Source organism: Flagellimonas aquimarina (assembly GCF_003149745.1).
In the GTDB taxonomy this organism is placed as follows: Bacteria; Bacteroidota; Bacteroidia; order Flavobacteriales; family Flavobacteriaceae; genus Flagellimonas; species Flagellimonas aquimarina.
Window position 1 is genome coordinate 791971 of record NZ_QGEG01000002.1, and the last position, 12456, is coordinate 804426.

12 protein-coding genes and 1 other RNA gene are annotated in these 12456 nt (G+C 36.8%); 4 read left to right on the plus strand and 9 right to left on the minus strand.

The genetic code is table 11. The annotated features are described in order from the left end of the window. Positions 1–98: 98 nt before the first annotated feature. On the plus strand, positions 99–488 hold the full coding sequence (ytxJ, locus tag DKG77_RS10415) for a bacillithiol system redox-active protein YtxJ (RefSeq protein WP_109662752.1): 390 nt from the start codon (positions 99–101) through the stop codon (positions 486–488). 36 nt (positions 489–524) lie between these two features. Here the strand turns inward: ytxJ and DKG77_RS10420 are convergent, their stop codons facing one another. Beyond that, a complete protein-coding gene (locus tag DKG77_RS10420; protein ID WP_109662753.1) occupies positions 525–1709 on the minus strand; it encodes a hypothetical protein in 1185 nt (394 codons plus the stop codon). 248 nt (positions 1710–1957) lie between these two features. Here DKG77_RS10420 and glyA point away from each other — a divergent pair, with 248 nt between their 5' ends. Continuing rightward, positions 1958–3232, plus strand: coding sequence for a serine hydroxymethyltransferase (glyA, locus tag DKG77_RS10425; protein ID WP_109662755.1), 1275 nt, complete (start codon positions 1958–1960; stop codon positions 3230–3232). A 45-nt stretch (positions 3233–3277) separates the two neighbouring features. On the opposite strand, the gene DKG77_RS10430 is transcribed toward glyA, so the two are convergent. The 8 genes from DKG77_RS10430 to DKG77_RS10460 form a co-directional block, all read right to left on the minus strand. Continuing rightward, on the minus strand, positions 3278–3934 hold the full coding sequence (locus DKG77_RS10430; protein WP_109662757.1) for a hypothetical protein: 657 nt from the start codon (positions 3932–3934) through the stop codon (positions 3278–3280). Between the two features lie 176 nt (positions 3935–4110). Beyond that, complete coding sequence (locus tag DKG77_RS10435) at positions 4111–4779, minus strand: response regulator (RefSeq protein ID WP_109663741.1); 669 nt, start codon at positions 4777–4779, stop codon at positions 4111–4113. A 10-nt stretch (positions 4780–4789) separates the two neighbouring features. After that, positions 4790–6886 (minus strand): sensor histidine kinase, encoded by a 2097-nt coding sequence (locus DKG77_RS10440; RefSeq protein ID WP_109662758.1) that lies wholly within the window; start codon positions 6884–6886, stop codon positions 4790–4792. Positions 6887–7233: 347 nt separating this feature from the next. Next, positions 7234–7392, minus strand: a complete 159-nt coding sequence (locus DKG77_RS16995) for a hypothetical protein (RefSeq protein ID WP_165819380.1) — start codon at positions 7390–7392, stop codon at positions 7234–7236. Positions 7393–7531: 139 nt separating this feature from the next. After that, positions 7532–8266 carry a LytR/AlgR family response regulator transcription factor gene (locus tag DKG77_RS10445; RefSeq protein WP_109662760.1) on the minus strand — a complete coding sequence of 245 codons (735 nt, stop codon included), beginning with the start codon at positions 8264–8266 and terminating at the stop codon, positions 7532–7534. A gap of 129 nt (positions 8267–8395) precedes the next feature. Beyond that, positions 8396–9952, minus strand: a complete 1557-nt coding sequence (locus DKG77_RS10450) for a hypothetical protein (protein WP_243414908.1) — start codon at positions 9950–9952, stop codon at positions 8396–8398. Then, positions 9949–10344, minus strand: coding sequence for an acyl-CoA thioesterase (locus DKG77_RS10455; RefSeq protein WP_109662762.1), 396 nt, complete (start codon positions 10342–10344; stop codon positions 9949–9951). Before DKG77_RS10455 ends, DKG77_RS10450 begins: the two co-directional genes overlap by 4 nt. Beyond that, a complete protein-coding gene (locus tag DKG77_RS10460) occupies positions 10344–11393 on the minus strand; it encodes a glutaminyl-peptide cyclotransferase (RefSeq protein ID WP_109662764.1) in 1050 nt (349 codons plus the stop codon). Before DKG77_RS10460 ends, DKG77_RS10455 begins: the two co-directional genes overlap by 1 nt. 96 nt (positions 11394–11489) lie before the next feature. On the opposite strand from DKG77_RS10460, the gene ffs reads away from it, so the two are divergent. Both ffs and DKG77_RS10470 read left to right on the plus strand, forming a co-directional pair. Beyond that, positions 11490–11588: signal recognition particle sRNA small type (gene ffs / locus DKG77_RS10465), an RNA gene on the plus strand. A 58-nt stretch (positions 11589–11646) separates the two neighbouring features. Next, a complete protein-coding gene (locus DKG77_RS10470; protein WP_109662766.1) occupies positions 11647–12456 on the plus strand; it encodes an SDR family oxidoreductase in 810 nt (269 codons plus the stop codon).

Genomic DNA, 12456 nt, shown 5'->3' on the forward strand with positions numbered 1-12456 from the left:
ATACAGTCAAAATGTCGCTAAAAGTCTTAAAACAGAGGACATTTCGTCAGTTTTGTAAGCTTTTTGTTCTTAGTCGACAGAACAACTAAATTTGTGATATGGGAATATTTGGTAGTGTATTTGGAAATAAAGGTGAGTCGGCAAAAGAGGAAAAAATCATTCCTTGGATTCCTTTAACATCAGTAGAACAATTGGATGAAATTGCCGAAAAATCAAAAACAAGAACTCAACTTATTTTTAAGCACTCAACCACTTGTGGTATTAGCCGAATGGTACTAAATATGTTTACCGGTTCCTATTCACTTAGTGATGAACAAGATATTTACTTTCTGGATTTGCACGCCCATAGAGATGTTTCTAACGAAGTGCAATACAAGTTCCAGGTAATGCATCAGTCTCCACAACTTTTGATCATAAAGAATGGCGAGGTAACGTATCACACTTCGCACGGCGCAATTGCGGATACCAACCTATTGGAATATATATAAAAAAGGCCCCAACATTTGTTGGGGCCTTTTTTATATCTAGTTAAACTGATATTGCCTAATAATGGTTTTTAGCCTTTGTTTAAGATCTTCACCGGCATCATATACCATCTGTTCATTGCTAGGAAACGGAACAGCCCTAATATCCAATAGAGGAGCTAAATCGTTGTCCAATGCTCTTTTGTCTCCTTTGTAGTTTGCATATACATGTTCAAAAACAAACTCACTGGATAAGGGATAAGAATTTATCTCTTGACCACTGGACAGATCAGTGAAACTTACCTTAGCTCCAATTTGGGCCGCTTTGAACTGTGTAAACTGGTAGAAGTTGCATCTTACCGTACGGAACTTATCTACTTTAATTTGATTTCCTAAACTATCCTTTACGGCATTTCCGTTTTCATCAAGCAGAAACTCGTAACCATCTTTTATTTGTCTTTCCTTTACGATCTGCTTTTCGTTCACCCGTTCTGGAGAAATGTTTATTTCTCTAAAATTCAAGTTCATGGCATAGTCGTATTTTACATTGGACAAAGGGTTTGCATGGTATTCTGTCCAAAAATCGTCAATACCAAAGGTGTTAAAGTCCAACAATTCATCTTCTAACCGCTCCGGAATTATTTGCTCCGTATCATTACCTATGTCTACTCTTACATATTCTAGACCTTTTCTATAGGCCTCATCCATCTTGACCACGGTTTCTTTGTATCCGGGATTAATGTCTTGCAAATATTTTAGATCTTTATACGCTGCCCTATAATCCTCTTTTTCACGAGCCGTGGTAAATAAGTTAGAGGCATTGTTGTACAAATACTCTGACAGCTCATTTTTTGTGTTGAGAATGCTAGAATCATAATTTGAGAAATTGAAAGATGCATTTCTACCTTCATCCCTAAGGTTTAGAGGTAAAAGAGGCCTAATACGTTTTTGAATCTGTTTTAGTTGAAGATATTTATTGTAAATAGCTTCTAAGTTTGCAGGATTGCCGTCTTTTTGTAAAAATGTAATTTGCTCCTGCTCTCTTTGCGAGTTTTTGGCAAAAGCATCTTCTAAAAGTAAAATATAGGCCTGATTGCCTTTTTTTGTCTTGTTTTCTGCTAAGTTTTTAATGGCTTTGTTCATAGCGGAAACGTAGTTGCCGCTATTTAAAGCTTCTTGCGTCTTCTTTACTCCACCGCAGGCAGCAAGTAAGACCAATGTGCTAATAAGTAATAGTTTTTTCATGGCTTTTGATTTTATTGATTTTCATATGGTTTTCAACAGCCGTGCCAAAAACCTACATTCTATTAACGAAAAAGGACAAACGGTAGTATAATATCGGTGAAAGACGCATAAAAACTATATTTTAAGAAGTTTTGGAATTCCTTCTTTATTGTTAATTGTTGTTTGATAAAATCAATTTCTACAACAATTTTTTTCGATTTAATTAGCTATTCTATTCGTAATTTTAGCACTTCTTAATTTAAAAGCAAATGCAAAGAGACCACGAAATTTTTGAACTAATAGCACAGGAAGAGGAACGCCAGATAGAAGGTATAGAGCTTATAGCTTCTGAGAACTTTACCAGTCCTCAAGTTATGGAGGCAGCAGGCTCGGTTCTAACCAATAAATATGCTGAAGGTTACCCTGGAAAAAGGTATTATGGTGGTTGTGAGGTGGTCGATGAAGTTGAGCAACTCGCTATAGATCGTGCTAAGGAACTTTTTGGAGCTGTTTATGCAAACGTTCAACCACATTCTGGTTCACAAGCAAATGCAGCGGTTTACCATGCTTGTTTAAAGCCAGGGGATACCATTCTAGGTTTTGACTTGTCCCATGGCGGACATTTAACTCATGGGTCACCTGTAAATTTCTCTGGTAAATTGTACAACCCGGTTTTTTATGGGGTGGATGAAGAAACAGGAACTTTGAATTATGATAAGATTCAAGAAATTGCCACTAAAGAACAACCTAAACTGATTATAGCAGGCGCGTCTGCGTATTCCAGAGATATGGATTTTAAGCGATTTAGAGAAATTGCTGACAGTGTAAACGCTATATTGCTTGCAGATATCTCGCACCCGGCAGGATTGATAGCTAAGGGTATTATGAACGACCCTATTCCACATTGCCATATTGTTACCACCACAACGCATAAAACTTTAAGAGGCCCAAGAGGAGGTTTGATCTTGATGGGAGAGAATTTTGAAAACCCATTTGGCATTCGCCTTAAAAATGGCAATCTCCGCAAAATGTCTGGTTTGTTAGACCTGGCAGTTTTTCCAGGAAATCAAGGTGGCCCATTAGAACATATCATTGCCGCCAAGGCAATTGCTTTTGGAGAAGCACTTTCTGATAACTTCCTACATTATATGTTGCAGGTAAAGAAGAATGCAGATGCTATGGCAAAAGCGTTTATGAAAAAGGATTATAAGGTCATCTCTGGTGGAACGGACAACCATATGATGTTGATAGACCTAAGAAATAAGAATATTACAGGGAAGGATGCAGAAAAAGCTTTGGAACTGGCTGCAATAACCGCCAACAAAAACATGGTTCCTTTTGATGATCAATCCCCGTTTATTACTTCTGGAATTAGATTTGGAACTCCTGCCATTACCACTCGTGGACTAAAAGAAGCGGATATGGAAACCATTGTTGATTTTATAGATGAAGTTATCATGAATCCGGAGAATGAAGAACATCTTGACCAAATAAGAATAAAGGTCAATGACTTAATGAAGTCAAGACCTTTATTTAACGCTTAGAAACTGCGGGATGTACTTAGGTTAAGCCTAAGGTTTAGAAATAGTTTAATCCAAAAGGAAAAAATCTTCCTTACGAAGTTGTTTTGTTTTAAGGTTGTACACGATTACATCATGTTGTAAATCGTCATCAAAATAGAGTCCCCAATAATCAAAATAACTTTTGTTGTTTTTTTCCAATGTTAAGACACTTCGGGTGTGATCTTCAAAAACGGGAACAAAAATCTCATAAGGCATTTCTGTCAATCCCTTTGTGAGATATACAAAATGTGCACTGGTTTTGAATATTATTGCAGCTAATTGTTGAGGAATACTATAATCACTTATTCTAGAAACTATAATGGAGGTATCCCTAAAGTGCAAAGAAAGTTCAGCAATATCAATAGCATTTTTATTCACTTTGCTCAGCTTTTGAAAAGCTGCATCAAATGAAGATATGCCCTTTGCACCTTCTAAATCGCAAGCAAAACCACCCCAATTTCCTTTGTTAAAATGATGAAGACTTTCTGTAAGTCCAAAATTACAATATAGGTCCAGAATTAAATCTGTTTTCTCAGTACTTGTATGGTAATGGCATTGCACTTTTACCTCGGCATAAAAATCTTTTTCCAGGATTTTAATGAAATCATCCAGACCATCGGCGGTAACAAAAGCCTGTTGGCCGTCTAGGGGAAAATTAGATTTGACTTTTCTTTGGAATGGCATATTCAATGGATTGCATAGTTGTTCTAATCCAAAGTTAAAGCGAATCTTTTTTTTTGGATTAGAGGAAAACCTTAAAAATTCTGGGGGTTTTCTTCTATTTACCCGTTTTTTTGCATAAAAAAAGCCGAAAGTGGTTAAAATCTGACAATAAACCTATTCTATGGATGTGATAGGAATTATATGAATCCTCTATTTTTTGCCGCTAAAATTAAAGCAAGATCATTTTCATTTTCAGTACCAAAAAGTGATTTTAAATGCCGCTTTCTATTTTCAATAGAAGAGGGGGACAACCTTATAAAATGTTCCAAATCTTTATTTTTGGTACCTATGGAAAGATGGTACAATATCTTTTTATCCTTCTCATCTAAGCTAATATCATTGGTCATTTTCTTTCTAATGGCAGAAAGCGCTTTGGATGAGTAATAGGGAGGATTTAAGGTGATGGTCTTAACAGCATCTTCCAGAGTTTTTGGGTCTATATCCGTTTTTACCAAATATCCATCTGGGTCAACGGTTTTTAGAATACTGTTTATTCTGTAATTGTCACTAAAAGAAGACATGAAGGCAATCTTGGTCTCTGGCACTAGTTTACGTGCCAAAACTCCCAAATCTTCTCCGGTATGTGGCTGATCTTCGTTAGGTGGAAATAATTGAACATCTAAAAATAGAATATCATACTTGAATGAATTAGCGGATTCTTCTATAAGTTTTCTGCCCATTTCATAAGTATTGGCGGTATCTACAATGATACTATGACCTTCAAAAACAATTCGTTCAAGGATAAATTTATACCCAAGCATGGTCATCTCATGATCGTCTATCGCCAATATTCTCAGTGTCTTCATACCAGTTGATTTAAACATTCAGTACTTCTTTGCGTTCCGAAATGTCATTTAAACTATCTAATCTTATGTAGCTATTTGGCAATGAAACGGTAACAACGGTTCCCTTACCTTTTTTACTATCAATATCTAAAGTGCCTTTTACTTTTTTAACTCTTGAAATTACATTTCGCAAACCAATACCGCGTTTTCCCTTGCTTATGTCAAAACCGACACCATCATCTGCAATAGTCAATTTCAAAATGTTGTCTTCTGTACTGAAATTTACTTTTGCATTTTTACATTTTGCGTGTTTTACACAGTTTTGCAGCGATTCTTGAACAATTCTGTATGCATTGATCTTTATATCGCCTTGCAAATCATCCCAATCCACATTTTCGTCATACGTAAAAGAACATGAAATCCCAGAAGAATCACTTATAGTTCTTATAAGGTCATCCAGGGATACAATAAAGTTATAAAATTTTTGATAAGAAGCATCACTAAGCTCATGTGAAATGGTCCTTATTTCTTCCTCCAATTCCCTTAGTTTTTCAATAAGTTCTGCCCTTTGTTCAACAGAAGCTTCATCTTCTTTGTCATTTAAACCGCTAAGGATCAATCGTATTCCGAGCATTTGGCCCAAAATACCATCATGTAGCTCCTCTGAGATACGTTTTTGCTCCAATTGCTTGCCTTCTTCAAACTTACCTTGTTGCGAAAGCATTAGGTTATAAATTTCTTGGTTGCTTTCTTGTTGTTTTTGTTGAAACTTTAACCTGTTGTTGCTTATGCGCTGCCAGATAATGGTAAAAAGTGAGATACCCAGAAGTACAAGGCCCAATACAACCCCTATCCATATCTGTTTTTGGCGGGAAAGCAGTTCATTGCGTTGGATCACCTCATCTGTCTCCAAACGGATACGGGCAAATTTATCTCGTATGGCCCGTTCTTCGTCTTTTATTTTTTCGCTTAGGTCATAATACTCATTGGAATAAGCAACTGCGTTTTCACTATCTATATTTGTGAGTAGGCGTAATACCTCTAGATACCTGTCATTGTTTGAAGTTTCCTTTGCCAATAATCTAGATTCTTTGGCATATTGAGTAGAATTAATAGTGTCTCCTTGAGCAGCTAAAAGCTCTGCATAGTATTGTTTAGTTCTGGCCTGTTCAAATGAATAACCAATACTATCATTCACATTCATAGCATTTAAAAGAATGGCATTAGCCTGTGCATAATCTTTTTCGCCTTTAAACAAAGTATAAGCATGACTTACTAGGACTAAGGAAAATAATCTAGGACTTTCAGTCTTGAAACTATTATCGCTTAAGAGTTCTTGATACGCAACTTTTGCTTTTTTATATTTCTTCTGATCTAAAAGGACACTCGCAATGTTATTTTTGTTCTGCCTTATGTATTCAATCTTGTTTTTAGGTGAATACCTTTGTAGATAAGTATATGCCTTTTGATAGTATTCCAATGCTTTTTGCGAATTATTCATACCCTTGGCGATAATTCCTAACATATTGTTACAATTGTAAAGTCTTCCATCATCCTCCAAATCATCAAAGATTTTTAAAGCAGACGTGATACTCACTTCAGCTCCCAAGTAATCTTTATAAGAATCTTGAATTCTACCCATACTATATAACATTCGCCCCTTTAAAGAAAGTGATGTTGAATCTATGGCTAATTGATCAAAACTTTTATATGCCTTTCTATAATGAAAGTAAGCGCTATCCAAAATATCATTTGAACGAAAGAAAGAAGCTAAATCCCAATGGGATTCGCCAAGAGCCATATATATTTTGGCATTTTGTGACAAATCCAGAACTTTTCGGTTCATTTTTCTAAATTTCAAAGAATCGTTTAGTTTTTTATAGGCCAGAGAAATTCTGGAAAGATGACTTAAACGAAGTGTATCATTGGAGAGTTCATTTGCATCAAACTCGGCTTTTTCTAAAAATTGTTTTCTTTCATTGATAGAGAGATGTGAGCTGTCGCGCGCAATATTAATCCATGTTTTTATTGTCTCGGACTTAGGATTAGACCCAATTTCCCTATGGGTTGATTCCTTCCCACAGGAAGACAAAATAAGAAGAACTAGAATTATATACTTGTTTTTCAATTTGATATACTAAAAAGTAAGCGTTTTTTTGTTTTCTTTTACTACAAGGTAACAAAAAAAGCCCCAAACCGAATAGGATTTAGGGCCATGTTTCAAAATTGGATTCATTCATAACTCTCTATCGTCGTTCATCACAGAAATTAAGTTTTCAGAACTATTTCTTACAATGAAGTGAACCAGATTCTTTTGATTTACTATTGTTTCGTTTGTTCTTGAAGTTGTGATGACTCTCGAATTCGAGAAATTCTTGTCACTATAATTTACATTACATGATAAAAAGCTAAAACCAATTGACAGAACAGCTGTTTTTGTTAAAAAAGTTGTCATTTTATTGGGTTTCAAGATGCTTATCTATCATCAGGGTTTGATGAATCAGAGTCGGTGGAATCCTGATCTTCCAAACTAGCCATTAGGTTTTCTGTTTCCTGTACATCTGTCTCTGCTTCGCAAGAAAACATTCCAAAAGTCATCACTGCAATTGCCAAAATACTTAGCGTCTTTCTCATAATATTAGGTTTTAGGGTTAGAACTTTAGGTTCACGACGGCAAGATATTTAGCACAAATGTCTAGTTGCTTAGTGCTACAAATGTTTTAGTATTTGTAATAATTGTATTAGAATTTTAAGAAAAACTATGAGAATTAACTTAATTAAGGGCTTTTATGGATGCTTTGGAGAGCATTTCCTTTAAAGTATCTATTTTGCCTTTATAGGTTTTGGAAAAAGGAAGTTCTTTCTCCGTTTCATTGCGAAGCGTGCAAATGGATTTGCCGTAATTGATACGAGATACGTACCTGCTATTTAGAATATAGCTCTGGTGTATGCGAATAAAACTTTCTGGAAGTCTTTCCTCAAAAGACTTCAGGGTTTTAAAAGCACTTACCACATTGCCATCCCGCATAAAAAAGTCAGTAGCGTTGTTATCCGACTTTAGATACAAAATATCATTGGTATCTAAATAGTGATAATCATTGTAAGTTTTCAGGCAGATGGTGGAGGGCATGTTTTGTTTAGGATGCAATTTTCGCAAACGCATTATGCTCTTGCGCACATCAAACTCATTATGGGGAAGAATCCAATAATCAAAAAAACCACTTTTAATGGCATTATATGCGTACTTTTTTGTTGTTGAAAAGCCTATGACAATTGGCAGTGCCTGCATAAACTGGTTCAACTCTGTAATCATCTGAAAGTAAGGCATGCTGTCTTCAACAAGGTTGATAAAGACTACATCTGGTGTAAACTTTAAAATAGTATTCAATCCTTCTTCAGGGTTTTGAGCTGTACCCATACATGTAAAATCACCATACTCTTGCAAATAAAGTTGCAATTGTAGCTTTGTAGTAGCATTAGAGTCTATTATGATATACGTATAATCCATGTGTAAAGTACTGGTTGCAAGTTACTAACGCATGAAAAGAACTCACTACAGTTTTCCCTTAAAAAAACTGGGGGTTTCCCACAAAATCACCTTTTTTTTGTTAAATAACCATGAATTTTGAAGGAAGAATCAATTATCCGCAAGATTTTCATATGCACCAATATCAGGATTTAGGGTCCTATTCACTCCTAAAATATCAGATAGTATTGGTGGGACAATATTGGAATCGGCAGCATCTAAAGCAGCAGAATTTGCTCCTATTTGAAACTGATTTTCAAAAGGCTTTGTGAAATCTGGCTCTGAGTTAAAAATTATATTCTCATATAAACCAGTATCTTCAAAATTAAACAAAGGGTTATCTGTAAACTGGTTGTTAGAATCATTAAACCGCAAAAGACAGTTTCTAAAACTAAAATTAAAAGCTGCGTTCGTATCCTGTTGCAGTGAAAGTTCAATGGACTGTGTGCCATCAATTATACAATTGATGAAATCCGCATTTTCTAAATCTCTAGTAATCGTTTCTCCCGTAGTGGATTGTATAAAGTTGTCCAGGGCCAGTGTTACTCCAGAACGGAACCCGTTGTTCCAATAGTTGGCCAGTGTACAATGAGCAAATCTGTACTTTCCACCAGAATTTGCATGGAACGAAATATTGCCCGCACCGCCCAAGACCATATTTTCTGCTACTACACTTGCTTTTATTGCCCAAAGGTTGGTGTCCAAACTATTGTAAATCTGAGAGTTTGTTAGTGTTAGGGTAGGAGTGGTCAACAGGTCATCACCCTCCACACGTAGACCAACTGTTGCGTTTTTAAGGGTGAGATAGGAAATACTGTTGTTTATGCTTCCCTCTCTTAACCAAATAGTTCCCCATTGTCCGGGTTCATTGGCATAAGACGACTCCAGTCTGTCACCTTCAAAGATAACTTCGTTTTCCAATAACTCCTGATCTTCGCTCAATAAGCCATTTACCAGTAGAGACGCTCCTGAACTTACTATGAGCCCGGAGTTTTTGTGAAAATGTATGCGAGCTCCAGCTTCAATGGATAAGGTGTTGCCATCAGGTACTGCTGCATAGCCATAAATTACGTAAGGCTTTTCATTGGTAAACTGGAGTTCATCTGGTTCTAAAAGAAAACCTTCAATGCTAATTTCATTCCCCTCTTCGTCCAAACCAAGAACCAAGGTTTCCTTTGTACCGTCCGATAGTTCTCTCGGATATAAAAAAACAGCATCCTTTACCAGCGTAACCAATGGTATTTCCTGCGCATTGGAGCCGTTACCAAAAATGATGTCATCAGTATACAAAAACTCATTTTCAAAAGTTTGGGCAACGTCAAAAGTGGTCTCAATAAAAACAAACAAGCTGTCTTTGGCCAATAAAGGTATGTTGGTGAATTCTTTTCCGGCCATGCCATCTACATTAAGCCTATAGCTGCTGTTCTGACCGCTTTCCAGACCAATAAAAGGAACTAGGATATCATCACTGCTTCTGTTGTATACTTTAAGAGTATAGGTACTGCTTCCAATATTGGTGAAGATGGTATCCAAAAAAACAGTGTCTTTGGAAAATTCCAAGTTACCTGAGCTAGGAGAATAATCAAAATCCTTGCGGCAAGAGCTCCATGTAATTACAAGAGCAAGCCCTAAAACTATCGCGATTAACTTTGTATACCAGTGGTTCACACTTTTTTGAATAAATTTTGAACTGATTCTGGAACCCGTTTTGGCCTAAACGTTTTAGCATCCAAAAGGCACCATTCTGTAATAGCGTTAACTAAAAGTTGCTCGGTTTTATTGTTTCGTATCTCAACAACTCTTGTGGACAATGGTCCTCTTGTACTTTTTATATGTGTGTTCACTACAATTGGGTCATCGAGCTTTGCTGGTTTTGCGTAGGTGATATTATGGTTTTTCACTACCCAGACCATTTCATTCCTGGTGGCTTCATCCACAACCTTTAACCAATGGTTTTTAGATATTTCCTGAACCCACTCAATATACCTTATGTTGTTGACATGGTTAAGGTCATCAAGATCTTCTTCTACTACCTTAAAAGTTTCTTTGTAGTGCTGCATTAGCTTTTTTTGCGGATTTTCACCTCAAAAAGCTTGTTCCAGTTTTTACCGGTTACAAAAAAAGTTCCCCTTTCCTTATGATAGGCCACTCCGTTGAGAACAGAATTGCCTTCGTCCCATTGTGGCCCTTTGTCGATTTTGTTTTTCAGCCCTCCAAAATTTATTACGCCTTCAATGGCCCCAGAAGTGGCATCTATGATCATCATGCTTTCTTTTTGGTAGACATTGGCATAGATTTTCCCGTCCACAAATTCCAGCTCGTTTGCCATATTGAATATTGATTTGTTGGTCACAGTTTCAATATAGCCCTGTTCTTCAAGGGTAGTTGGGTTCAAAAACCAAATTCTTTCTGTTCCGTCGCTTTTAAAGAGCTTTTCACCATCGTTACAAAGGCCCCAGCCTTCGCGGCTTTCACCATAGCTAAAATTTTGAATTTTCTCCAGGTTTGAAGGGTTGTAAACGTACCCAAGCCCACTTTGCCAGGTTAGTTGGTAGAGCTTATCATTGAGCAAGGTGATGCCTTCTCCGAACACTGTTTTGTCCAGATCTATTTGTTGAAGAATTTCTCCTGTTTCAAAATCTACTTTTCTAACAGTTGAAGCTCCTTTTTTTCCGGTACTTTCATAAAGAACTCCATTGCTGAATTCCAAGCCTTGCGTGTAAGCTTTTGGATCATGGGGGTAGGTGTTGATAATTTCATAGGTATAAACTTCTGGTGCTTTTGCGGCCAAGAGCTTAATCTTTTTTTGAATTTCTACTTGCTGATCTTCAATTTTAAATTTTGCGACCAACAGTTTATTTCCCAAAGTGGGCATGTTAAGAATTACCTTGCCATTTGCTTGGGTCAATTGTCTGCCATCAATAAAATAGTCAGGGATAGATATCTCAATATCCTTTTTGTTCTTTATGGCAATGCCAACTTCCTGTTTTTGCTGGAACTTCTTTTTGTTTCCTTCAAGCTGAATATCAAAAAGTTTGGCAGGGTCTTTATCTCCGCCGCAAGCCAGAAAAAAAAGTAAGAATCCGTAAACTGAAAGTAGTTTAGTCATAATTTTTAAAACGTGTTTCATATTAAACATGCTTGACCATCGAAATTAAGAATGTAATATGATTGCAGCAAATTTAAAAGGTCGTATATTTGCATTTGGCAAGTCCTACACGACCAGCTCCTGCAAAATCCCCCAGGGTGGGAACGCAGCAAGGGTATGTGGTCGTAGCGGTGCGATGTAGGTAGCTTGCCTTTTTTTGTTCCCAAAAGTCACGTAATTGTGAATGCTTCAACTACAATTTTAAACCGTAATTATGGATAAAAAAGTTGTTTTGATAACTGGTGGTTCCTCAGGCTTAGGAAAGGCCATCGGTACTTATTTGACCTCCAAGAATTTTAAGGTTTACGGCACCGCCAGAAATCCAAAAAACTACCAAGATTTTGACGCTTTTGAGCTCTTGCCACTGGATGTGAAGATTCCGGAGACCATTACCAAAGCGGTTGCCGATGTCATTTCTAAGGAGGGAAGATTGGATGTTTTGATCAATAATGCAGGGGTAGGCATTACTGGCCCTATTGAAGAAACACCACATGAAGAAATATTAAATGTTTTTGACATTAATTTTCACGGACCCGTGCATGTAATGAAAGCCGTTTTGCCCCAAATGCGTGAACAAGGTGGAGGAAAAATCATAAATATCACCTCCATTGCTGGTTATATGGGCCTACCATTTAGAGGGTATTATTCTGCATCTAAAGGTGCATTGGGATTAATTACAGAAGCTTTGAGAATGGAGGTCAAGGATTTTGACATTACCATTACCAATCTTGCCCCGGGGGATTTTGCTACCAATATAGCGGCAGGTAGGTATCACTCGCCAGTTACAGATGGCTCGCCTTATCAAGAGGTGTATCAAAAATCGTTGAACTTGATGAACGAACATGTTGATGCTGGGGGCAATCCTATACAAGTTGCAGAGAAGGTTTACGGAATCATTCAGAAAAAAAGCCCAAAAGTTCATTACCCAGTAGGAGAGTTCATGCAAAGGGTTTCACTTTCTTTGAAGAAGATTTTACCGGACAAACTGTACGAGAAACTTCTCCTTAATCACTACAAGCTGTAA

What these genes read in the sequence shown, in the direction of transcription:
- DKG77_RS10460 (WP_109662764.1), bottom strand. Translation starts at nt 11,393, where the DNA reads ATGACTAAACTACTTTCAGTTTACGGATTCTTACTTTTTTTTCTGGCT.
- glyA (WP_109662755.1), top strand. Translation starts at nt 1,958, where the DNA reads ATGCAAAGAGACCACGAAATTTTTGAACTAATAGCACAGGAAGAGGAA.
- DKG77_RS16995 (WP_165819380.1), bottom strand. Translation starts at nt 7,392, where the DNA reads ATGAGAAAGACGCTAAGTATTTTGGCAATTGCAGTGATGACTTTTGGA.
- DKG77_RS10435 (WP_109663741.1), bottom strand. Translation starts at nt 4,779, where the DNA reads ATGAAGACACTGAGAATATTGGCGATAGACGATCATGAGATGACCATG.
- DKG77_RS10420 (WP_109662753.1), bottom strand. Translation starts at nt 1,709, where the DNA reads ATGAAAAAACTATTACTTATTAGCACATTGGTCTTACTTGCTGCCTGC.
- DKG77_RS10470 (WP_109662766.1), top strand. Translation starts at nt 11,647, where the DNA reads ATGGATAAAAAAGTTGTTTTGATAACTGGTGGTTCCTCAGGCTTAGGA.
- DKG77_RS10455 (WP_109662762.1), bottom strand. Translation starts at nt 10,344, where the DNA reads ATGCAGCACTACAAAGAAACTTTTAAGGTAGTAGAAGAAGATCTTGAT.
- ytxJ (WP_109662752.1), top strand. Translation starts at nt 99, where the DNA reads ATGGGAATATTTGGTAGTGTATTTGGAAATAAAGGTGAGTCGGCAAAA.
- DKG77_RS10445 (WP_109662760.1), bottom strand. Translation starts at nt 8,266, where the DNA reads ATGGATTATACGTATATCATAATAGACTCTAATGCTACTACAAAGCTA.
- DKG77_RS10430 (WP_109662757.1), bottom strand. Translation starts at nt 3,934, where the DNA reads ATGCCATTCCAAAGAAAAGTCAAATCTAATTTTCCCCTAGACGGCCAA.